The sequence below is a fragment of the Streptomyces sp. NPDC093591 genome (assembly GCF_044764885.1).
Taxonomy (GTDB): domain Bacteria; phylum Actinomycetota; class Actinomycetes; order Streptomycetales; family Streptomycetaceae; genus Streptomyces.
The window spans coordinates 217,597-239,834 of the sequence record NZ_JBIWIY010000002.1; the positions used below are offsets into that span (position 1 = coordinate 217,597).

Here is a 22,238-nt window from a genome sequence, read left to right on the forward strand (position 1 = left end):
CATTCAGTCCAGCCACACATAGCTCGCGAGCCGACCGGTGGTGCGGTCGCGTCGGTACGAGAAGTGGTCGCTCGACTCCCGCGTGCACACCGGCGAGTGCTCCCGGTCATCCACGCCGCGCCGTGCGAGCTGCGCGTGCACCCCGGCGGCCACATCGACCGCCGGCGTGCCCCAACTCGTCTCGGCGTGCGCCGCCGGCTCCACGGCGGCGACCTCCGCGCGCATCGCCTCCGGCACCTCGTAGCACCGGCCGCAGACGGCGGGGCCGGTGCGGGCGACGATCCGGGCGGGGTCGGCGCCCAGTTCCGTCATCGCGCGTAGCGCGGCCGGGACGACCCCGGCGACCAGGCCGGGCCGTCCCGCATGAGCCGCGGCGACGACCCCGGCGACCGGGTCGGCCAGCAGGACCGGCACGCAGTCGGCCGTGAGGACGGCGAGGGCGAGGCCCCGCTGTGCGGTGACGATCGCATCGACGTCGGGAACCGGACGATCACGCCACGGCCCGTCGACCACGGCGACGTCCGCCCCGTGCACCTGGTTCATCCAGACGACCTCGCCCGGCCCGAGCCCCAGCGACTTGGCGGCGAGCTCGCGGTTGGTCAGTACGGCTTCGGGGTCGTCACCGACCGCTCCGCCGAGGTTGAGCTCCTCATACGGAGCGGCGCTCACCCCGCCCCACCGGTCGGTGAAGGCGAAGTGCGCGCCGCTCACGATGTCGCGCTGTGCTATCACGTCAGAAGGATCACTTAAGGAAGTCCGGGACGTCCAGCTCCTCCGCCGCGCTGTCGGCGTAGGTCCGCGACGGCGGCACCGGCGGGGCGACCGGAATGTCGGCCACCGGGTCCGGCGCGGCGGGCTCGGGCTCCTCCTTCGGCGTGACGCTGCCGAGCGAGCCGAAGGACGGGCGGCTCTCGGCCTGCCGTACCGGAGTGGGCTCCTCGCGGCGGGGCGAGGACGCGGTCGAGGACGACGACGAGGACGAGGTCGAACCGAGGACGTTGTCCCGCCTGGCCGGCGGCTGGCCCCCGTCGAAGCCGGCCGCGATCACGGTGACCCGCACCTCGTCGCCGAGGGCGTCGTCGATGACCGCACCGAAGATGATGTTGGCCTCGGGGTGGGCGGCCTCGCTGACCAGCTGGGCGGCCTCGTTGATCTCGAACAGGCCGAGGTCCGAGCCACCGGAGATGGAGAGCAGCACGCCCCGGGCGCCGTCGATGGACGCCTCCAGGAGCGGCGAGGAGATCGCCATCTCGGCCGCGGCCACCGCGCGGTCGTCGCCGCGGGCCGAGCCGATGCCCATGAGGGCCGAACCGGCCTCGGACATGACCGACTTGACGTCGGCGAAGTCGAGGTTGATGAGGCCCGGCGTGGTGATGAGGTCGGTGATGCCCTGGACACCGGAGAGCAGGACCTGGTCGGCCGACTTGAAGGCGTCGAGCACCGAGACCTGGCGGTCCGAGATGGACAGCAGCCGGTCGTTCGGGATGACGATGAGGGTGTCGACCTCTTCGCGGAGCTCGGCGATGCCGTCCTCGGCCTGGTTGGCGCGGCGCCGTCCCTCGAAGGTGAACGGGCGCGTGACCACGCCGATGGTGAGGGCGCCCAGGGAGCGGGCGATGTTGGCCACGACGGGCGCGCCGCCGGTGCCGGTGCCGCCGCCTTCACCGGCCGTCACGAAGACCATGTCGGCCCCCTTGAGGACCTCTTCGATCTCCTCGCGGTGGTCCTCGGCGGCCTTGCGACCGACGGCCGGGTTGGCTCCGGCGCCGAGTCCGCGGGTGAGTTCACGGCCGACGTCGAGCTTGACGTCGGCGTCGCTCATCAACAGAGCTTGCGCGTCGGTGTTGATGGCGATGAACTCGACGCCCTTGAGACCGACCTCGATCATCCGGTTGATGGCATTGACACCACCGCCGCCGACACCGATGACTTTGATGACTGCGAGGTAGTTCTGCGGTGCTGCCACGTCGAAGGCCTCTCGCCTCGAGTTACGGGTCGTCGGATCACGGGGAAGCGCTGTAGCTCCACGAAACCCGGCGACTGATGCCGAATGGGACGGTCCGTAGCGCCGACCCGAACCCTAACCCTGAAGTTTAGGGTTACCAGTGTGTCTGTTCCTTGAAGTCTTCTGAACAGGACACTAAGTCGACAAGTGGCGCACGTTCAACGAACACGCCGAACCTCCCGTTTTTCTTTTCACCCTATGTGATCAGCCATGTCGCTGCCCAACCAGGGTGCTGGCCTGCGCAGATGTGCGTCAACTCCCCGATGACGCAGGGGCGGTGGGAACGCTGACGTCGAAGTACCGCGCATCCGGCGAGGCTTTCATGAGAGCGATGAGTGTGCGAGCCTTCGCCGCACCCTTCTCGCCACTCCCCCAGACGACGGTCCGGCCGTCGCCCAACTCCAGTGAGATGTCGTCGTAGGAACGGACCTTGACGACCTGGGTGACCCGCGCGACGGCGGCCGGAATGGCGCCGGCGACCCGCACCGCCTCCCGCACCAGACGGTCCTCGCCGAAGCGGCGCAGGCTCGCGGCGGCGGAGCTCGACCGAGACAGCGTCAATTCCAGCGCGGGAACGCCTTTCGGAGCCTCAGAAACCGTGGCGAATCGGACACCTTCATCGTCCACTTCGATGAACTTTCCGCCCCTTTGGACAATCAGAACCGGAGTACGCTCCACCACTTTCAGGCCGATTCCGTGCGGCCAGGAGCGGACTACGTCAACCTCGTCAATTCGGGGCAATTTCCGGCGCAGTCGTGCCTCAATCGCATCGGTGTCGATGGAAATCAACGGCGCGCCGAGGGGGACGTCGGCCGCCTCGCGGACCTGTGCGGGCGTCAGGACCCGCGTACCGGCGACGGATACGCGCTCGACGCGCAGCCACTTGGAGCCGTACAGCAGCCAGACGGAGCCCACGGCGAGGAGCGCGAGCAGCACGGCAAGAATGATGATCATACGAAGGCGCGACAGCCTCAACCGTCGCCGGGCGAGGGGCGGGTCGGACGACTCCTGCTGGCGTTCACCGCGCTCGGCGGTCGTCGGTCCGGCCACGCTCCCTGCCCTCCGTCATACGTTCCTAGCGGCGGTGCGAGGCGATCGCCTCGTACACCATGCCGACGAGCAGGTCGTCGGCGTCCCGGCGGCCGAACTCGCTTGCGGCGCGGGACATCTCGTACAGCCGGTGCGGGTCGGCGAGCACGGGCAGGACGTTCTGCTGCACCCACTCGGGGGTGAGTTCCGCGTCGTCGACCAGCAGTCCGCCGCCGGCCTTGACCACCGGCTGGGCGTTCAGCCGCTGTTCGCCGTTGCCGATGGGCAGCGGGACGTAGGCGGCCGGGAGTCCGACGGCGGAGAGTTCGGCGACGGTCATCGCGCCCGCGCGGCAGAGCATCATGTCGGCCGCGGCGTACGCGAGGTCCATCCGGTCCAGGTAACTTACCGGGATGTAGGGCGGCATCCCCGGCATCTGATGCACTTGCGGCAGTTCGTTCTTCGGACCGACCGCGTGCAGGATCTGGATCCCGGCCTGCTGGAGCCAGGGCGCGACCTGCTGGACGACCTCGTTCAGGCGGCGGGCGCCCTGCGAGCCGCCGGAGACCAGCAGCGTGGGCAGGTTCGGGTCGAGCCCGAACGCGGCGCGGGCCTCGGGGCGTACGGCGGCCCGGTCGAGGGTGGCGATGGTCCGGCGCAGCGGGATGCCGATGTAGCGCGAGTTGCGGAGCTTGCTGTCCGGGGTGGAGACGGCCACCTGGGCGGCGTACCGCGAACCGATCTTGTTGGCCAGGCCCGGGCGGGCGTTGGCCTCGTGGATGACGATCGGCACACCGAGGCGCTTGGCGGCGAGGTAGCCGGGCAGGGCGACATAGCCGCCGAAACCGACGACGCAGTCCGCTTTCGTGCGCTCCAGGATCTGCTCGGTCGCCTTGATCGTGCCGCGCAGCCGGCCCGGCACGGTGATCAGCTCGGGCGTCGGCTTGCGCGGCAGCGGGACGGCGGGGATCAGCGCGAGCTCATAGCCCCGCTGCGGAACGAGCGTGGTCTCCAAGCCCCGCTCCGTGCCCAGGGCCGTGATCCCCACGGTCGGGTCCTGCCTGCGCAGGGCGTCCGCGAGGGCGAGCGCGGGCTCGATGTGGCCGGCGGTCCCCCCACCGGCGAGTACGACATGCACCGAAATTCACCGCTCTCCGGACGAACGCGCCGCCGAGGCACGCCGTCGCATCGTGTTCCATCTCCGAGGCTCCCGGCCGCGGCCGGCGCCTCCCGCACGCTTTCTACCAAAGCGGGGTTGCCGCGCAGAAAGCGCTGCCCGCGCAGCGGGCTCGTCGCGTGCGAAGGCGATCAGCAGCCCGATGGCGAACATGGTCGGCAGCAAGGCGGATCCCCCGTAGGAGAACAGCGGGAGGGGGACGCCGGCGATCGGCAGCAGGCCGAGCACCGCACCGATGTTGATCACGGCTTGCGCCGTGATCCAGGTGGTCACGCCTCCCGCGGCATACCTCACGAAGGGGTCCTCCGTGCGTCCGGCCACGCGGATACCCGCATAGCCTAGAGCCGCGAAGAGGGCGAGCACCGACACCGTCCCCGCCAAGCCCAGTTCCTCACCGGTGACGGCGAAGATGAAGTCCGTGTGGGCTTCGGGGAGTTGCCCCCATTTCTCCACGCTCGCACCCAGTCCGGAACCGAAGATTCCGCCGGAGGCGAGCGCGTAGATGCCGTGCACCGCCTGCCAGCAGTCGACCAGGCCGCTGCGCGGCTCGGTGGCGCCGAGGCACTGCAGGCGGGCCATGCGGTTCTCGCTGCTCTTGATGAGGAGCACGCCGATCGCGCCGGCGACCGACAGCACCCCCACGAACAGCCGGGTCGGCGCCCCCGCCAGCCACAGCAGGCCGAACAGGATCGCCGACAGGATGATCGCCGTACCCATGTCACCGCCGAGCATGATCAGCCCGAGCAGCATGAAGGCGACCGGCACGAGCGGCACCAGCATGTGCTTCCACTGGGTCAGCAGCTTCTTGTCCTGCTTGCGGGCGATCAGGTCGGCGCCCCACAGCACCAGCGCCAGCTTGCCGAACTCGCTGGGCTGGATCTGGAAGGAGCCGCCGAGGGCGATCCAGTTCTGGTTGCCGTTGACCGCGACTCCTATCCCGGGGACCTGCACGAGTGCCATCAGGAAGACGGCACCGGCGAGGATCGGGTAGGCGAGCGCCCGGTGCAGCTTCACGGGCATCCGGGAGGCGGCGAGCAGCAGCCCGGTGCCGATCGCCGCGGCCAGCAGCTGCTTGCGGAAGAAGTACGACCCCGGCAGCGACATCTGCAGCGCGGTGATCTGTGAGGCCGAGTAGACCATCACCAGACCGAGCACGGTGATCAGCAGGCTGCCGCCGAGGATCAGGTAGTACGCGGTCAGCGGACGGTCCCAGGCCCGGTGCAGGCGCGTGTGGAGCCGTCGTACGGGGTTGTCGCGCGGCGGCCCGGGAGCGACGGGACGCCGGACGGCCCGCTGGACGGGGGGTCGTCCCGTACGGCTACCGGGCATCGGCGCTCACCGCCCCGCCGTGGGCGTGCGTACCGTCCAGCCACATCCGAGTCACGCGTCCCTCCAAGGGTCCCGAAGCACCCGCAGTGGCCGAGACCCGGCGTCAGGCGCCCGCGCCGAGTTCGCGAACCGCCTCCGCGAACACGTCACCGCGCTGGTTGTAGTTGGCGAACATGTCCATCGAGGCACAGGCCGGGGCAAGGAGCACCGTGTCGCCGGGCTGTGCGAGCCGCTTCGCCTCCTGGACTGCCGCGAGCATCGCCCCAGTGTCGGTCCGGTCGAGGTCGACGACGGGTACTTCCGGCGCGTGTCGCGCGAGGGCTTCACGGATCAGGCCGCGATCCGCGCCGATGAGCACGGCCGCGCGAAGTCGCTTTGCCGACTTGGCGACCAGCTCGTCGAAGACCGCGCCCTTGGCGAGCCCGCCCGCGATCCACACGATGGACTCGTAGGCGGCCAACGAGGCCTCGGCCGCGTGCGTGTTGGTGGCCTTGGAGTCGTCGACGTACGCGACCCCGTCCACGTCCGCCACGTGCGCGATGCGGTGGGCGTCCGGGGTGAAGGCCCGCAGCCCGTCGCGTACGGCCTTGGGGGGCACCCCGTAGGCCCGGGCGAGGGCCGCTGCCGCGAGGGCGTTGGCGATGTTGTGCGGGGCCGGCGGGTTGACGTCGGCGACCTCGGCGAGCTCCTGGGCGTTCTTCTGTCGGTTCTCGACGAAGGCGCGGTCGACGAGGATGCCCTCGACGACGCCGAGTTGGGAGGGGCCCGGGGTGCCGAGGGTGAAGCCGATGGCCCGGCAGCCCTCCTCGACGTCGGCCTCGCGCACCAGGTCCTCGGTGGCCTTGTCGGCGACGTTGTAGACGCAGGCGACGCGGTTGCCCTCGTAGATACGGCCCTTGTCCTTGGCGTACGCCTCCATGGAGCCGTGCCAGTCGAGGTGGTCGGGGGCGAGGTTCAGCACGGCGGCGGAGTGGGCGCGCAGGGAAGGCGCCCAGTGGAGCTGGTAGCTGGACAGTTCCACCGCGAGGACGTCGTACTGCTCCTCGCCGAGCACCGCGTCGAGGAGCGAGACGCCGATGTTGCCGACGGCGGCCGTGCGCAGGCCGGCCGCCTTCAGGATGGAGGCCAGCATCTGGACGGTCGTGGTCTTGCCGTTGGTACCGGTGACGGCGAGCCAGGGCGCGGCGTCGGGGCCGCGCAGCCGCCAGGCCAGCTCCACGTCGCCCCAGACCGGAACGCCTGCTTCATGAGCCGCCGCGAACAGCGGCTTGTCCGGCTTCCAGCCGGGCGCGGTGACGATGAGTTCGGTGCCTTCGGGCAGGGTCGCCCCGTCGCCGAGGCGGACGGTGATGCCCAGTGCCTCCAGCTCGGCGGCCTGGGCACGCGCGCGTGCGTCGTCGCCGTCGTTGACGACGGTGACCTTGGCGCCGAGGCCGTGCAGCACCTTGGCCGCCGGGATCCCGGAGACGCCGAGCCCGGCGACGGTGACGTTCTTCCCCTGCCAGTCGGTCACTTGTCCGCTGCCCATCCCGCGTAGAAGAGGCCCAGTCCGACGATCACACAGATGCCCTGAATGATCCAGAAGCGGACCACTACGAGCACTTCTGACCAGCCCTTGAGTTCGAAGTGGTGCTGGAGTGGCGCCATCCGGAAGACGCGCTTGCCGGTGAGGCGGAAGGAGCCGACCTGGATGACCACCGACATGGTGATCAGCACGAACAGGCCGCCGAGGATGGCGAGCAGCAGCTCGGTGCGGGAGCAGATCGCGAGACCGGCGAGCACACCGCCGAGCGCGAGCGAACCGGTGTCACCCATGAAGATCTTGGCCGGCGACGTGTTCCACCACAGGAAGCCGAGGCAGGCGCCCATCAGGGCGGCGGAGACGACGGCCAGGTCGAGTGGATCTCGTACCTCGTAACACGCGTTGGGGTTGGTCAGGGTCTGCGCGTTGGCGCAGGACTCCTGGAACTGCCAGACGCCGATGAAGGTGTAGGCGCCGAAGACGAGCACGGAGGCGCCGGTGGCCAGACCGTCCAGACCGTCGGTCAGGTTCACGCCGTTCGACATCGCGAGGATCATGAACAGCGCCCAGACGACGAACAGCACCGGGCCGATCGTCCAGCCGAAGTCGGTGATGAACGACAGCTTCGTGGACGCCGGGGTGTTGCCGCGGGCGTCCTCGAACTGCAGCGAGAGCACCGCGAAGGCGATACCGCCGAGCAGTTGGCCGGCCATCTTGGCCTTGGCCCGCAGGCCCAGCGAACGCCGCTTGACGATCTTGATGTAGTCGTCCAGGAAGCCGACCAGGCCCATGCCGACCATCAGACCCAGCACGAGCAGACCCGAGTAGGTCGGGGTGTAGCCGGTGATGAGCTTGGACAGGAAATAGGCGGCCACCGTCGCGAAGATGAAGGCGATACCGCCCATCGTCGGCGTACCGCGCTTGCTGGCGTGCTCGCGCGGGCCGTCGTCGCGGATGTACTGGCCGTAGCCCTTGCGCGCGAGGAGCTTGATCAGCAAGGGGGTGCCGATCAGGGTCAGGAAGAGACCAATGACTCCTGCGAACAGGATCTGCTTCATCATCGGGCGGCAACCTCACCCTCGGCACCGGTCCCGAGCAGCGCCTCGGCGACGCTCTCCAACCCCACCGAACGGGACGCCTTCACGAGCACGACGTCCCCCGGGCGCAACTCGCTGCGCAACAGGTCGACCGCCGCCTGTGCGTCGGACACGTGCACCGACTCCTCACCCCACGAACCCTCGTTATATGCGCCCAGTTGCAGCCAGGACGCTTCCCTGCCCCCGACCGCGACGAGCTTGCCGACATTGAGCCGGACGGCGAGCCGCCCGACCGCGTCGTGCTCGGCGAGCGCCTCGTCCCCGAGCTCGGCCATCTTGCCGAGCACCGCCCAGGTCCGCCGCCCCTTGCCCATGGCTGCCAGCGCCCGGAGGGCGGCCCGCATGGACTCGGGGTTCGCGTTGTAGGCGTCGTTGACGACCGTCACGCCGTCCGGGCGCTCGGTGACCTCCATCCGCCAGCGGGAGAGGGAGCCCGCCTCGGAGAGCGCGGTGGCGATCTCTTCCGCGGACATGCCCAGCTCATGGGCGACGGCGGCCGCGGCGAGCGCGTTCGACACGTGGTGCTCACCGTACAGGCGCATGGTCACATCGCTTGCACCGGAGGGTGTGTGAAGAGTGAAAGCAGGCTGTCCGCTGTCCGTGAGTCTCACGTTCTCGGCGCGTACGTCCGCTTCGCCTGACTCTCCGAAAAGGACCACCTTCGCCTTCGTACGGGACGCCATGGCCCGTACGAGGGGATCGTCGGCGTTGAGGATCGCGGCGCCGCCGTCGTCCGCCGACGGCAGGGCCTCGACGAGCTCGCCCTTGGCCTGCGCGATCTGCTCGCGGCCGCCGAACTCGCCGATGTGGGCGGTGCCGACGTTGAGCACGAGGCCGATCTTCGGGGGCGTCAGATCGGCGAGGTAGCGGATGTGGCCGATACCGCGGGCGCCCATCTCCAGGACGAGGAACCGGGTCTCCTCGGTGGCGCTCAGGGCGGTCAGCGGCAGCCCGATCTCGTTGTTGAGGGAGCCCGGCGTCCACACGGTGGGCGCCTTGTGCTGGAGCACCTGGGCGATCAGGTCCTTGGTGCTGGTCTTGCCGGCCGAGCCGGTCAGGGCCACGAGGGTCGCGCCGAGCCGTCGTACGACATGGCGGGCGAGGGCGCCGAGGGCCTTCTGGACGTCCGCCACGACGATCGCGGGAACGCCGACGGGGCGCGACCCCAGTACGGCGACCGCGCCCGCTTCGACGACCTGCCGGGCGTAGTCGTGGCCGTCGACGCGCTCACCGACGAAGGCGGCGAAGAGGGTGCCGGGCTCCACTTCACGGGAGTCCCGGACGACCGGTCCGGTGACCTGGACGGACGGATCCGGTATGTCGTACGTCTGCCCGCCGACGACTTCAGCGATCTCGGCGAGAGAGAGGGCGATCACAAGTTCATCCCTGGGTCTTCTGGATAGCTTCGCGAAGCACTAGGCGGTCGTCGAAGGGACGGACCACTCCGGCGATGTCCTGGCCCTGCTCATGGCCCTTGCCGGCGACCAGCACGGTGTCGCCGGGCCGGGCACGGGCGACGGCCGCGGCGATGGCGGCGGCCCGGTCCTCGAAGACCTGGACCTCGCCGCGCTCGTGAGCCGGTACGGACGCCGCGCCCTGGAGCATGGTGGCGAGGATCGCGAGGGGGTCCTCGGAGCGGGGGTTGTCGGAGGTCAGTACGGCGGTGTCGGCGAGCCGGGCCGCGGCGGCGCCCATCGGCCCGCGCTTGGTCACATCGCGGTCCCCGCCGCAGCCGAGCACGATGTGCAGGCTGCCCTCGGTGACCTTGCGGAGCGCCTTGAGCACCGATTCGACGGCGTCGGTCTTGTGGGCGTAGTCCACGACCGCGAGATACGGCTGCCCTGCGTCCACCCGCTCGAGGCGGCCCGGCACGCCCGGCACCGCGGCGATGCCGTCGGCGGCGGCCTGGGCGTCGAGGCCGGCGGCGGCCAGGGCGGTGACGGCGGCGAGGGTGTTCGCCACGTTGAAGGGGCCCGCGATCGGCGACCGGGCGGCGATCCGCTCGCCCTTGGGGCCGATCACGGTGAACGTCGAGTCCATGGGGCCGACTTCAACGTCCTCGGCGCGCCAGTCGGCGTCCGGGTGGCCCTCGGCGGAGAAGGTGACGACCGGGACGGTGGCTTCCTTGGCCAGCCTGCGGCCGTACTCGTCGTCGAGGTTGACGACGCCGAGTTTGCTGCGTTTCGGGGTGAACAGCTGCGCCTTGGCCCGGAAGTAGTCCTCCATGTCGGAGTGGAACTCCATGTGTTCCGGGCTGAGGTTGGTGAAGACCGCGATGTCGAAGACGCAGCCGTCGACCCGGCCGAGGACCAGCGCGTGGCTGGAGACCTCCATGGCGACCGCCTCGACGCCGCGCTCGCGCATGACGGCGAACAGGGCCTGCAGGTCGGTGGCTTCCGGGGTGGTGCGCTCGGACTTGATGCGCTCGTCGCCGATGCGCATCTCGACCGTGCCGATGAGGCCGGTGGTGCGGGCGGTCTTCAGGGCGCCCTCGACGAGATACGCCGTGGTGGTCTTGCCGGAGGTGCCGGTGATGCCGATCTGGAGGAGGTCGCGGCCGGGGTGGCCGTAGATCGTGGCCGCCAGCTCGCCCATCAGCCCGCGTGGGTCGTCGACGACCAGGACCGGCAGGCCGGTCGCCGCGGCACGCTCGGCGCCGGTCGGGTCGGTCAGCACGGCGGCCGCGCCGAGGCCGGCGGCCTGCGTGACGAAGTCGGCGCCGTGCAGGCGGGCGCCCGGGAGGGCGGCGTACAGGTCGCCGGGGCGGACGGCGCGCGAGTCATGGGTGATGCCCGTGACCTCGACGGCGTCCGCGCGGTCCGGCGCGGCGGCACCCAGCTGATCGGCGAGTTCCGCGAGGGGTGTGGCGGACACCTGCGCCGGCCTGGGCGGCCCGGGATACGTCACGGGATGCCCCTTCTGGGTGGTTTGGGACTGATCAGCGTGTGGCACGGCGGTGAGCGTACCGGGCGCACCCGCTTCGGAGCGAAGTGAGGGGCGGGACGCCCCCTGGTTCCCGGAGTCGGGGGTGATCGTTGTCACGAGGTGGTTCCTGGCTGCTCGGTGCTGATCAGGGTGGTCAGGGCTTGTAGGAGACCGGGAGCTTCGCGGGCTTGGCACCGGTCGGCGGGACCTGGAGGGTCTTCAGGGCGAACTCCATCACCTTCTTGTAGATGGGGCCGCAGATCTGGCCGCCGAAGTAATTGCCCGCGGTGGCGTTCTGGATGGCGCAGTAGACCGTGACGCGGGGCTTGTCCGCGGGCGCGAAACCGGCGAACGACGACGTGTAGCCGCGGTACTTGCCGGTGGCCGGATCCACGCGGTTCGCCGTACCCGTCTTGCCCGCGACCCGGTAGCCGGGGATGCGCGCCTTGGTGCCGGTGCCCTCCTTGTCGTCCACGACCGACTCCAGCATCTGGGCGAGGGTCTTCGCCGTCTTCGCACTGATGACCCTGGTCTTCTTGGGCTCCTTGGCCGGGGTGAACTGCCCGTCGGGACCCTGGGTGCCTCGCACCAGCGTGGGTTCGACGCGTACGCCGCCGTTGGCGATCGTCGAGTAGACGGAGGCCGCCTGCATCGCGTTGAGGGACAGACCCTGGCCGAAAGGAATCGTGTACTGCTGGGAGGTCGACCACTTGTCCGGGGCCGCGAGGATGCCACGGGTCTCGCCGGGGAAGCCGAGCCCGGTATAGCTGCCGAGGCCGAACTTGCGCAGGTACTTGTAGAGCACCTTGTTGACCTGCGCCTGGGTCCTGCCCAGCTGGCCGGTGGCCAGGATGGTGCCGATGTTGCTGGACTTGGCGAGGACGCCGTTGAGCGTCAGGTACCAGGTCGCGTGGTCGATGTCGTCCTTGAAGAGCCGGTCGCCGCGGTGCAGCCGGTTGGGTACGACGACATAGGTGCCGGGCGTGGCCACGCCCTCCTCCAGTACGGCGGCCATCGACATGACCTTCGCGGTGGAGCCGGGCTCGTAGGCGTCCTGGACGGCCGCGTTGCCCATGTTCTCGCCGCTGGCCGCGGAGAGGTCGTTCGGGTCGAAGCCGGGCGAGTTGGCCATGGCGAGGATCTCGCCGGTGCGGGTGTCCTGGACGATCACATAGCCGCGGTCCGCCCTGGACTCCTCCACCTGCTCGGTGATCGCGTTCTGCGCGGCCCACTGGATGTCGCGGTCGATGGTGAGCTCGACGTCGCTGCCGGGCACGGCGGGCGTCTCGGTGGAGCCCGCGGTGGGCACCTGGCGGCCGCCGGACTGGGCGTAGCGGATCTCGCCGTCCTTGCCGGACAGCTGCTTGTTCAGCTGCTGCTCGATACCGCCGCCGCCCTTGCCGTCGGCGTTGACCCAGCCCAGTATCCCGGCGGCGAGATCGCCGTTCGGGTACACGCGCTTGCTGCTGGCGACCGACAGGACGCCCGCGAGGACGTTGACGGTGCTCTTGTCGGTCTCGGCCTTGGTGGCCAGCGCGGACTTCAGGTCCTTGATCTGCTTCCAGACCTGTGGGGTCTGGCGGCTCGCCAGCAGGGTGTAGCGCAGGTTCTTGTTGGCGGGCCGGAGCTTCTTGATGATCTTCTCCGGCTCCTGGCCGAGAATCGGCGCGAGGAGGGCGGCCGCCTGCTCGGGGCCGTCGTCGATCTTCAGCTGTTCGCGGCTGAAGAGCGTGGGGTCGGCCGTGATGTCGTACGCGTCCACGCTGGTCGCCAGCGCCACGCCGTTGCGGTCGGTGATGCCGCCGCGCACGGCGGCCAGGGTGTAGCCGACGTACCGGTTCTTCTCGGCCTTGGCCGCGTATGTGCTCGCGTCGACGGCCTGCACCTGGAGCAGCCGTACGACGAAGGCGATCAGGACGAGGGTCAGGGCCAGGCTGACCATGCGCAGCCGGGGCCGGGGGCTGCCGAGGCGGATCTTGGCGGGGGGCATGGGGCGCGACCGTGCCGGGCGGGCCGCGGGGCCCGGGCGCCGCTGGGCGCCGCCGGAGCGGGCGGGCTTCGCGGGTCCGGGCACGCGGCGGCGCGGCGGTTCCCTGTCTGGCACTTCCGTCACCTGCCGGGGGTCGGATACGTGGAGGACTGGGCGGACGGGACGAACTGCTCGGGGGCTGCGTACTGAGGCACTGCCGAAGTGGCTTCGGGGGCCGTGTACTGAGGTACCTCGGGGGCCGCAGTGGTGGGGGCCGGGGGCTCCGTGGGCTCGCTGACGAGGGCCTCGGGGGCGAGGACGAGGGGGACGTAGCCGGTCCGGTCGGCGGGCGCAGGGCTGGGGAAGCCCTTGACCGTGCCGTCGGGGCCGAGGAAGGCGGGGTCGCCGCCGGGGACCATGCCGAGTTCCTGCGCGCGGCGCTGGAGGGCGTCGGGGGCGGAGTAGGCGTCGATGTCCCGCTGGAGGGACTGCTCCTCGTCGGTGAGGGACTTCGTGTCCCTCTTCAGGTCGTCGAGTTCGAACGCGCCTTCACTGAGTGCGGAGTTCAGCACGAGGAGCCCGATCAGGCCGCCGCCGAGGAGGACGACGACGAGGAGGACGAAGGGGGCTCGGGCGGCCTGCCCGCCACCGGTGGGAAAGAGCCGCGCGAGCCGGGCCGCCCGACCCCTCAGTTCGGGTTTCCTACTCACTCGTCCTCCCCCGAGTCCGGTTCTCCAACTCATGGGTTTGAATCCTGGACCCGGACAGCCGCCCCTGCCTCACGCGCCTCATTCGATGGACTCCCTGATCCGCTCGGCCCCCCGCAGGCGGGCCGGTGCCGCGCGCCGGTTCTCGGCGACCTCTTCCTCGGTGGGAAGTTCGGCACCACGGGTCAGCAGCTTGAGCCTTGGCTGGTACTGCTCGGGTACCACGGGCAGCCCGGGCGGGGCGGTAGTGGCGGCGCCGGCCGCGAACACCTGCTTGACCAGCCGGTCCTCCAGCGAGTGGTACGACAGGACGGCGATCCGTCCGCCGACGTCGAGGGCCTGCACGGCGGCCGGGATCGCCCGCTCCAGGACGGAGAGCTCGCCGTTGACCTCGATGCGCAGCGCCTGGAAGGTGCGCTTGGCCGGATTGCCGCCGGTGCGCTTGGCGGCCTGCGGCAGGGCGTCGCGGATCAGCTCCACGAGCCGCGCGCTGTTGCTGAACGGCTCCTTCTCGCGCTCGCGCACGATGGCGCCCACGATCCGCTTGGCCTGCTTCTCCTCGCCGTACGCGCGCAGGATCCGCACGAGTTCGCCGGCCGGGTAGGTGTTGAGGACCTCGGCGGCGCTGACGCCGGTCGTCTGGTCCATGCGCATGTCGAGGGGGGCGTCCTGGGCGTAGGCGAAGCCGCGGTCGGCCTCGTCGAGCTGCATGGAGGAGACGCCGAGGTCGAACAGGACGCCCTGCACGCGCGCGATGCCGAGCCTGTCGAGGACCTCGGGGAGCTCGTCGTAGACCGCGTGGACGAGGGTGGCGCGCTCACCGAAGGGCGCGAGCCGCTCGCCGGACAGGCGCAGGGCCTCCTTGTCGCGGTCGAGGGCGACGAGCCGCGCCTCGGGGAACTGCTGAAGGAGAGCCTCGCTGTGGCCGCCGAGCCCGAGCGTGCAGTCGACGACCACCGCTCCCGGCCGCTGCAGAGCGGGGGCCAACAGGTCCAGGCACCGCTGGAGCATCACCGGGACATGTCGACTCTGTCCCTCCTGTCGCCCACCACCACCCTTGTTCGAATGCGCTTCGCGCACCATTTGATCCTGGGCCCTCTCAGATCCGGCGAGGCGGTACGCACCGCCGGGTCCCCGCCCGCTCGTGAAGGGGAGGCCTGCCGGCGCCGGAAGCGTCAGCCGGCCGGGAGCGGGAGGAGGCCGAGCCGTACGTACGCGCCGCGCACGTGGGGAGATCTCCGGCAGTCGCGGGGGTCTCCGGGGAAAAACAGTCCAGCAGGGAGAGTTCTCGCCTCCCGCTTCGCGTCACTTTAGTCCACCCTGTCTCGCGGTCAATCAACCGGCCTGCGCGTCGCCGATTCGGGTTCGGGCGAAGCCGCGCAGTGCGGAAAATCGCTCGTATGGGCGCAATCACGCCACCCCTGTGGGTTAGCTCACAACAAGGCTCGATGGCGTTCTTTGTCCCCTCTCACAGCGAGACCGTTTCGGCCGTGACCAGTACCGTCATGGGTATGACGACTTCTGCATCGGTTCCCGCTGGTCCCCAAGGTGCGATAGCCGACCGCGGCACGGTCACCGACCGCCTCGTCGAGGCGAACGAGCGATACGCGTCCGCCTTCACCGACCCCGGTATGGACGCCCGCCCCGTGCTCCACGTCGCCATCGTCGCCTGCATGGACGCCCGTCTCGACCTGCACGCCGCGCTCGGCCTGGAGCTCGGCGACTGTCACACCATCCGCAACGCCGGCGGCGTCGTCACCGACGACGTGATCCGCTCGCTCACCATCAGCCAGCGCAAGCTCGGCACCCGCAGCATCGTCCTGATCCACCACACCGGCTGCGGCCTGGAGTCCCTCACCGAGGACTTCCGCACCGAGCTGGAGCTGGAGGTCGGCCAGCGCCCCGCCTGGGCCGTGGAGTCCTTCCGGGACGTCGACCAGGACGTACGGCAGTCGATGCAGCGCGTGCGCACCTCGCCGTTCCTGCTGCACAACGACGACGTGCGGGGCTTCGTCTTCGACGTGAAGACGGGTCTGCTGCGCGAGATCGACCCCGCCTAGCCGTCGCACGGGGCCCGCGTAACCATCCGCCGCACCTGTCGTTTCGCTGTCAATTCCGGCTCCGGCGTGCCTAAAAGGCCGTAAGACCCGACATATCGCAGGCAGTTGTCCACAGGCGAGTGACACGAATCGGTAACGGCAGCAAGAATGCGGGTGTGACAACACGCGGAACGTTTCATGCGTGGTGTCCGTGTTCCAGGGGAGGGCCGGTCCGCGTCGTAGAGCGTCGGCCCGGAAAGAACGGGCCGAGGAGGGCCGGGTGACGACCTATGACGATCGAGCGAGCCTCACTGATCTGACCGCCACTGTGGAGCGTGTCCGCAGTTCGGTGGAAGGAGTGATCGAGGGCAAGCCCGAGGTCGTACGGCTTTCGCTGACCGTACTGCTCGCCGAGGGACATCTTCTGATCGAGGATGTTCCCGGCGTGGGCAAGACGATGCTCGCGAAGGCGCTGGCGCGGTCCATCGACTGTTCGGTTCGGCGTATTCAGTTCACGCCCGACCTGCTGCCGTCGGACATCACGGGCGTGTCCATCTGGGACCAGCAGCGCAAGGACTTCGAGTTCAAGCCGGGCGCGATCTTCGCCCAGATCGTGATCGGCGACGAGATCAACCGTGCGTCGCCCAAGACGCAGTCCGCGCTCCTGGAGTCCATGGAGGAGCGCCAGGTCACGATCGACGGCCAGACCTACGAGCTGCCGAGCCCCTTCATGGTGGTGGCCACCCAGAACCCGGTCGAGATGGAGGGCACCTACCCGCTGCCCGAGGCCCAGCGCGACCGCTTCATGGCCCGTGTCTCCGTCGGCTACCCCAGCGTGGACGCCGAACTGCAGATGCTGGACGTGCACGGCGGGGTCTCCCCGCTGGAGGACCTCCAGCCGGTGGCACACGCCCACGACATCGTGAAGCTGGTCGAGGCTGTGCGCGGCGTCCATGTCGCCGAACCGGTCCGGCGGTACGTGGTGGATCTGGTCGCCGCCACCCGTACCCACCCGGACCTCAGACTCGGCGCCTCCCCGCGCGCGACGCTGCATCTGCTGCGCGCGGCGAAGGCGTCGGCGGCCCTCAGCGGCCGGGAGTACGCGCTGCCGGACGACGTGCAGGCCCTCGCCGTGGCCGTCCTGGCCCACCGTCTGCTGCCCACCGCGCAGGCCCAGCTGAACCGCCGTACGTCCGAGCAGGTCGTCCAGGAGATCCTGCAGCGCACCCCGGTGCCCGCCGCGCCCCAGCAGCAGAGCGGCTTCGGCGGCCTGGGCCACGGCACTCAGGCCTACGGCCAGCAGCCGCCGCGGAGGCTGTGATGACCTCCGGCAGTACGGGCCAGGCGGAGCCGGACCGCGGTGAGAACAGCGGGCTGCGCACGGCACTGGCCGGTCTGACCACGCGCGGCCGCTCCTTCCTGGCCGCCGGTGTCGCGGCCGCCGTCTGCGCCTACGTCCTCGGCCAGAGCGACCTGCTGCGCGTCGGGCTGCTGCTCGCCGTGCTGCCGCTGGTCTGCGCGACCGTGCTTTACCGCACCCGCTACCGGGTCGCGGGCAGCCGCCGGCTCTCCCCCGCGCGCGTGCCCGCGGGCAGCGAGGCCCGCGTCCATCTGCGGATGGACAACGTCTCCCGGCTGCCCACCGGCCTGCTGATGCTCCAGGACCAGGTGCCGTACGTGCTCGGCCCGCGCCCCCGCTTCGTGCTGGACCGGGTGGAGGCGGGCGGCCGCCGCGAGGTGTCCTACCGGGTCCGCTCCGACCTGCGCGGCCGCTACCCGCTGGGCCCGTTGCAGCTGCGCCTGAGCGATCCGTTCGGCATGTGCGAGCTGACCCGCTCCTTCTCGGCGTACGACACCCTGACCGTCATCCCGCGCGTGGAGCCGCTGCCGCCGGTGCGCTTCAGCGGCGAGGCGAAGGGCTACGGCGACGGACGCAACCGCTCGCTCGCCCTGGCCGGCGACGACGACATCATCCCGCGCGGCTACCGCTACGGCGACGACCTGCGCCGCGTGCACTGGCGCTCCACCGCGCGCTACGGCGAGCTGATGGTGCGCCGCGAGGAGCAGCCGCAGCGCTCCCGCTGCACGGTGCTGCTGGACACCCGGGGCCTGGCCTTCCAGGGCGCGGGCCCGGACTCGGCCTTCGAGTGGGCCGTGTCGGGTACGGCGTCCGTGCTGGTCCACATGCTCGAGCGGGGCTTTTCGGTACGGCTGCTGACCGACACCGGAAGCTCGGTCCCCGGCGAGGGCGCCGACGGGTTCGCGGGCGCGAGCCAGGAATCGGCGGACGCGGCCGGGCTGATGATGGACACCCTCGCGGTGATCGACCACTCCGACGGTACGGGCCTGTCGCGGGCGTACGACGTGCTGCGCGGCGGCAACGAAGGGCTGCTGGTCGCCTTCTTCGGCGACCTCGACGAGGAGCAGGCGGCGGTGGCCGCCAAGATGCGCCAGCGCAGCGGGGGCGCGGTGGCCTTCGTGCTGGACAGCGGGGCCTGGGTGCGGGAACCGACCGATGTGCCCGGCACGTTGGACAGGAGCGAGGAGCGGCTGCGGTTGCTGCGGGAGGCGGGCTGGACGGCCCTGAGCGTGCCGCGGGGCGCTTCGCTGAACGAGTTGTGGCGCCAGGCGGACCGAGCGCGTACGGACGCCGCCGCGACCACCGGCGCGCGGGGTGAGGGGGGACCGGCATGAGCGGGCGGACACGGATGGCGCTGTGCGCCGCGGCGGCCACACTGCTGGCGTCCTGCGCCCTGCTGCCGCTGGTCTCTCCGGTCACCTGGCTGATTCAGGCGATCTTCCTGCTGGCGATCCAGACCGGCGTGGGCATGGTGACCCGGCGGGTGCCGCTGGCACGGCCCCTGACGGTGGCCGCGCAAGCCCTCGTCGCGCTGATGCTGCTGACCCTGACCTTCGCTAACCAGCAGGCGATCATCGGAGTGATCCCCGGCCCGGAGGCCTTCCGTCACTTCGCCGACCTGTTGCAGGCCGGCGCGGACGACGTGAGCCGGTACTCGATCCCGGCGCCGCTGTCCGACGGCATCCGGCTGATGCTCATCGGCGGGGTCCTGATCATCGGCCTGGCGGTGGACACCCTCGCGGTGACGTTCCGCAGCGCGGCCCCGGCCGGGCTGCCCCTGCTGGCGCTGTACTCCGTGGCCGCCGGGCTGGCCGACGGCGGCGCTGACTGGCTGTGGTTCCTGGTCGCCGCCGCGGGCTATCTGATGCTGCTCCTCGCCGAGGGCCGCGACCGGCTCTCGCAGTGGGGGCGGGTCTTCGGCGGCGCTCCACGGACACCGGGCGGGGAATCCAGCGGCGTGGTGGCGCCGGTCCGCACCGGGCGGCGCATCGGAGTGGTCGCCCTGGGGATCGCCCTGGTCGTGCCGCTGGCCCTGCCGGCGATGAACGGCGGCCTGCTGGACGCCGCGGGCACGGGCGTGGGCTCCGGCAGCGGAAGCGGGGGCACGATCTCCGCGGTGAACCCGCTGGTGTCACTGCGCGACAGTCTGAACGTGGACGAGGACCGCGAGGTCCTGTCCCTGAAGACCGACACGACCGACGTCTCGAACCTGTATCTGCGGATCGTGTCCCTGGACGACTTCGACGGCACCACCTGGCAGCCGTCCAAGCGCGACATCCAGGCCGTGCCGGACCAGTTCCCCACGCCCATCGGCCTAGGCGCCGACGTCCGGCGCGCGGAGGTCGAGACGACCATCTCGGCCGCGGACTGGTACGCCCAGAACTGGCTGCCGATGCCCTATCCGCCGAGCGGCGTGAGCATCGCGGGCAGGTGGCGGTACGAACCGCTGGGGATGACGGTCGTCGGCGACCGCCGCCAGACCACACGCGGGGCGACGTACACCGTGCGCAGCCTCGATGTGCAGCCGACCGCGAAGCAGCTCGCCGACGCGCCGGAGCCGCCTGCCGCCCTGAAGCGCGAGTTCACCGAGCTGCCCGACTCACTGCCCGCGGTGGTCGCCCGGACCGCGCGTGAGGTCACCGAGGGCGCGACCAGCCACTACGAGCAGGCGGTCAAGCTGCAGGACTACTTCGCCCTGACAGGCGGTTTCCAGTACGACACCAACGTCAAGGTCGGCAGCGGCCGGCAGGCGATCGCCCGGTTCCTGCGGGACAAGCAGGGCTTCTGCGTGCACTTCTCCTTCGCGATGGCGGCGATGGCCCGCTCGCTCGACATACCGGCCCGGGTCGCCGTGGGCTTCGCGCCCGGCACCCCACAGGGCGACAGCACGGTCTCGGTCGGGCTGAAGGACGCGCACGCCTGGCCCGAGCTGTACTTCGAGGGCGTGGGCTGGACCCGCTTCGAGCCGACCCCGACCCGTGGTTCGGTTCCGTCGTACACCCAGTCGGACTCGCCCGGCTCCACGCTCCCGGACGTGACGCGTCCCACGCAGTCGACGAGCACGGGGCCGTCCGCCTCGCCCTCGACGAGCGAGAGCTGTGCGGGGCAGAACCCGCAGCTGTGCGCGAGCGAGTCCCCCGAGGCCGCGCTCGCCGCGGGCGACGACGGCCCGAGGTGGTACGTCGTTCTGGCGTGGGCGCTCGCCGGGCTGGCGGCGCTGCTGATCCCGTTGGCGCCGATGCTGTGGCGTTTTCGGACCAGGGCGACACGGCTGGGAGCACACGGCCGCACCGAGGCGGACGTATCCCGTCACACCTTGGCCGTCTGGCAGGAACTCACCGACATCGCCTGGGACTTCGGCATCCCGCCGGACGACTCCCAGACACCCCGCAAGACCGCGGCCCGCATCGTCCGCCTGGGCCACCTCGACGCACCGGCCGCGGCCTCGGTTCACCGGATCGCCGACGCGGTGGAACAGGTCCTCTACGCCCCCGTCCCTCGCCCGACGGCCGGCCTCGCAGAGGATGTCCGCCGCGTCCTGACCGACCTCGAGTCCAAGGCCCCCTGGACGACACACATGCGCGCCGTCCTGGCTCCACGCTCCAGCGTGCGGGTGGCCTGGGCCGCGTCGGACTGGTGGACCGCCACCAAGCACCGCGCAGCCGCCGCCCGCCCGACACTGCGCAGGCCGTCGACGCCTGGGCAGCGGGGGTGATCGGTCGCTGGGGTGAGGTGGGGTGCGGAGATGGGAGGGGCGGCCGGGGCGGGGTTGTTTGCTTCGGTGGGGGGCGGATGCTGTGTGGCTCCGCTGGTGCCCGGGGTGCTGATGCCTCGGCTGGGGCCGCCGTGCTCGATGCTGCCGCTGGGGCGGCTGTGCTGCCCCACTCCAGCCCGCGCCTCGCCCGAGCCGAAGGTCCACTACCGCCCCCGCCCCGCTCGCGCCCGGCTCTCACGTGACGCGTGCCGCGGTGCCCGCCCCAGCAGAGCTGCGACGGCTCGCTCAGCGGAGCTGAGGACGATGGGGCCGAGACAACCGATGCGGGTCGGGCGGGCTGGGCGACCTGCCGAGGTCGGCTCGACCGAGGTAGTCGGCTGAGGTCGGCGGCGATACGCCGTGCGGCCCTGCTCCAGGCCGAAGGCAAGGGCAGGCAGGGCAGGCAGGGCAGGCAGGGCAGGCAAGGACAACGGCCCGAAGCTCCACGCCCGGGAGTCGGTGGAACGGGACCTTGTCCCGGCTGAGGAATTGGCCGAGTCCGTTCGCTCAGGACGGGGCAGTTCAGGACGTTGCTCAGCCCTGTCGCTCCCCAGCCTCGGGGATCCTGCCCCCGCTCGCGTCACCCGCCGGCCTGCGTCTCCTCCCCGCCCCCAAGCCATACGGGTGCATACATCAGGGGGTGGCCACCGAGTCGGTGGCCACCCCTGGGTGTCCAGGAGCTGCTCGTCGAGCTAATGGCCGCCCTGTTCGTCACGACGGCGCTGCCAGCGCTGCTCGATGCGGTCCATCATGGAACGCTTCTGACGGGGCTGACGGCGAGCGTGCGGGCCGCCCGCAGGCTGTTCGCCCGGCTTGGGGGCCTTGCGCCAGCCGGTCACGGCAAGTACCGCACAGCCCAGCATGACGAGGAAGCCCACCACGCTGAGCCAGACCTGCTTGGCGACCATTCCTGCCATGAGGAGCGCGATACCTACGAGGAAGCCGGCGACCGCCTGGTAGACCCGTCGCCGGGTGTACGTGCGCAGCCCGCTTCCCTCAAGCGCTGTCGCGAACTTGGGATCTTCGGCGTACAGCGCTCGCTCCATCTGCTCGAGCATTCGCTGCTCGTGCTCCGAGAGCGGCACGGAGTCCTCCTCATCGTGCAGTCGCCGGGGCGACCCGGGGGGTCCCTTCAGGATAGGCAGGGAATCGCCCCCGTGAAACCCGCCCCTCTACGCCAATTGGCCAACCGGGCTCCGCCATGGACATCCCGACTCGCTGAGATCTGCATTCCCCAGCAGCCGACCCGTCATGCCGGAACGGTCTCCCTCGATCATACGGCGCCGACCGCCCGATCGGGGGGCCTGTGGCGTACTCCATGTGCA

Annotated in this window: 17 protein-coding genes; 4 read left to right on the plus strand and 13 right to left on the minus strand. The window is 70.7% G+C overall.

The features are described from left to right. Positions 1 to 3: 3 nt before the first annotated feature. The 12 genes from pgeF to rsmH form a co-directional block, all read right to left on the minus strand. On the minus strand, positions 4 to 732 hold the full coding sequence (gene pgeF, locus ACIREI_RS04395; protein ID WP_403327236.1) for a peptidoglycan editing factor PgeF: 729 nt from the start codon (positions 730 to 732) through the stop codon (positions 4 to 6). A gap of 10 nt (positions 733 to 742) precedes the next feature. Further along, positions 743 to 1,966 (minus strand): cell division protein FtsZ, encoded by a 1,224-nt coding sequence (gene ftsZ / locus ACIREI_RS04400; RefSeq protein ID WP_403327237.1) that lies wholly within the window; start codon positions 1,964 to 1,966, stop codon positions 743 to 745. A gap of 291 nt (positions 1,967 to 2,257) precedes the next feature. Then, the gene (locus tag ACIREI_RS04405) at positions 2,258 to 3,055 is read right to left on the minus strand and encodes a cell division protein FtsQ/DivIB (protein WP_403327239.1); all 798 of its coding nucleotides are present in this window, start codon (positions 3,053 to 3,055) and stop codon (positions 2,258 to 2,260) included. A gap of 25 nt (positions 3,056 to 3,080) precedes the next feature. Further along, the gene (gene murG / locus ACIREI_RS04410) at positions 3,081 to 4,172 is read right to left on the minus strand and encodes an undecaprenyldiphospho-muramoylpentapeptide beta-N-acetylglucosaminyltransferase (RefSeq protein ID WP_403327241.1); all 1,092 of its coding nucleotides are present in this window, start codon (positions 4,170 to 4,172) and stop codon (positions 3,081 to 3,083) included. A 6-nt stretch (positions 4,173 to 4,178) separates the two neighbouring features. Further along, complete coding sequence (gene ftsW / locus ACIREI_RS04415) at positions 4,179 to 5,540, minus strand: putative lipid II flippase FtsW (RefSeq protein ID WP_403327243.1); 1,362 nt, start codon at positions 5,538 to 5,540, stop codon at positions 4,179 to 4,181. A gap of 103 nt (positions 5,541 to 5,643) precedes the next feature. Continuing rightward, positions 5,644 to 7,068, minus strand: a complete 1,425-nt coding sequence (gene murD / locus ACIREI_RS04420) for a UDP-N-acetylmuramoyl-L-alanine--D-glutamate ligase (RefSeq protein ID WP_403327245.1) — start codon at positions 7,066 to 7,068, stop codon at positions 5,644 to 5,646. Then, complete coding sequence (mraY, locus tag ACIREI_RS04425) at positions 7,050 to 8,120, minus strand: phospho-N-acetylmuramoyl-pentapeptide-transferase (protein WP_403328037.1); 1,071 nt, start codon at positions 8,118 to 8,120, stop codon at positions 7,050 to 7,052. The genes murD and mraY overlap by 19 nt, the downstream gene beginning before the upstream one ends. Next, positions 8,120 to 9,535, minus strand: coding sequence for a UDP-N-acetylmuramoyl-tripeptide--D-alanyl-D-alanine ligase (murF, locus tag ACIREI_RS04430; protein ID WP_403327247.1), 1,416 nt, complete (start codon positions 9,533 to 9,535; stop codon positions 8,120 to 8,122). The genes mraY and murF overlap by 1 nt, the downstream gene beginning before the upstream one ends. Positions 9,536 to 9,539: 4 nt before the next feature. Continuing rightward, entirely contained in the window at positions 9,540 to 11,066 is a 1,527-nt protein-coding gene (locus ACIREI_RS04435) for a UDP-N-acetylmuramoyl-L-alanyl-D-glutamate--2,6-diaminopimelate ligase (RefSeq protein ID WP_403327249.1), read from the minus strand. Between the two features lie 172 nt (positions 11,067 to 11,238). Continuing rightward, positions 11,239 to 13,188, minus strand: a complete 1,950-nt coding sequence (locus ACIREI_RS04440) for a peptidoglycan D,D-transpeptidase FtsI family protein (protein ID WP_403327250.1) — start codon at positions 13,186 to 13,188, stop codon at positions 11,239 to 11,241. A 5-nt stretch (positions 13,189 to 13,193) separates the two neighbouring features. Next, positions 13,194 to 13,763: a septum formation initiator family protein gene (locus ACIREI_RS04445; RefSeq protein ID WP_403327252.1), complete on the minus strand. Its 570-nt coding sequence runs from the start codon at positions 13,761 to 13,763 to the stop codon at positions 13,194 to 13,196. Between the two features lie 78 nt (positions 13,764 to 13,841). After that, the gene (gene rsmH, locus ACIREI_RS04450; RefSeq protein WP_403327254.1) at positions 13,842 to 14,843 is read right to left on the minus strand and encodes a 16S rRNA (cytosine(1402)-N(4))-methyltransferase RsmH; all 1,002 of its coding nucleotides are present in this window, start codon (positions 14,841 to 14,843) and stop codon (positions 13,842 to 13,844) included. Positions 14,844 to 15,208: 365 nt separating this feature from the next. On the opposite strand from rsmH, the gene ACIREI_RS04455 reads away from it, so the two are divergent. From ACIREI_RS04455 to ACIREI_RS04470, 4 genes are all read left to right on the plus strand, one after another. Further along, positions 15,209 to 15,820 carry a beta-class carbonic anhydrase gene (locus ACIREI_RS04455; RefSeq protein ID WP_403327256.1) on the plus strand — a complete coding sequence of 204 codons (612 nt, stop codon included), beginning with the start codon at positions 15,209 to 15,211 and terminating at the stop codon, positions 15,818 to 15,820. Positions 15,821 to 16,079: 259 nt separating this feature from the next. Then, positions 16,080 to 17,120, plus strand: a complete 1,041-nt coding sequence (locus tag ACIREI_RS04460; protein WP_403327258.1) for an AAA family ATPase — start codon at positions 16,080 to 16,082, stop codon at positions 17,118 to 17,120. Further along, positions 17,120 to 18,493: a DUF58 domain-containing protein gene (locus ACIREI_RS04465; protein ID WP_403327260.1), complete on the plus strand. Its 1,374-nt coding sequence runs from the start codon at positions 17,120 to 17,122 to the stop codon at positions 18,491 to 18,493. Before ACIREI_RS04460 ends, ACIREI_RS04465 begins: the two co-directional genes overlap by 1 nt. After that, positions 18,490 to 20,874: a DUF3488 and DUF4129 domain-containing transglutaminase family protein gene (locus ACIREI_RS04470; protein ID WP_403327262.1), complete on the plus strand. Its 2,385-nt coding sequence runs from the start codon at positions 18,490 to 18,492 to the stop codon at positions 20,872 to 20,874. Before ACIREI_RS04465 ends, ACIREI_RS04470 begins: the two co-directional genes overlap by 4 nt. A gap of 731 nt (positions 20,875 to 21,605) precedes the next feature. Here the strand turns inward: ACIREI_RS04470 and ACIREI_RS04475 are convergent. Then, complete coding sequence (locus tag ACIREI_RS04475; protein ID WP_302001368.1) at positions 21,606 to 21,998, minus strand: DUF3040 domain-containing protein; 393 nt, start codon at positions 21,996 to 21,998, stop codon at positions 21,606 to 21,608. Between the last annotated feature and the right edge of the window lie 240 nt (positions 21,999 to 22,238).

What these genes read in the sequence shown, in the direction of transcription:
- ACIREI_RS04470 (WP_403327262.1), top strand. Translation starts at nt 18,490, where the DNA reads ATGAGCGGGCGGACACGGATGGCGCTGTGCGCCGCGGCGGCCACACTG.
- rsmH (WP_403327254.1), bottom strand. Translation starts at nt 14,843, where the DNA reads ATGGTGCGCGAAGCGCATTCGAACAAGGGTGGTGGTGGGCGACAGGAG.
- ACIREI_RS04455 (WP_403327256.1), top strand. Translation starts at nt 15,209, where the DNA reads ATGGCGTTCTTTGTCCCCTCTCACAGCGAGACCGTTTCGGCCGTGACC.
- mraY (WP_403328037.1), bottom strand. Translation starts at nt 8,120, where the DNA reads ATGAAGCAGATCCTGTTCGCAGGAGTCATTGGTCTCTTCCTGACCCTG.
- murD (WP_403327245.1), bottom strand. Translation starts at nt 7,068, where the DNA reads ATGGGCAGCGGACAAGTGACCGACTGGCAGGGGAAGAACGTCACCGTC.
- ftsW (WP_403327243.1), bottom strand. Translation starts at nt 5,540, where the DNA reads ATGCCCGGTAGCCGTACGGGACGACCCCCCGTCCAGCGGGCCGTCCGG.
- ACIREI_RS04465 (WP_403327260.1), top strand. Translation starts at nt 17,120, where the DNA reads ATGACCTCCGGCAGTACGGGCCAGGCGGAGCCGGACCGCGGTGAGAAC.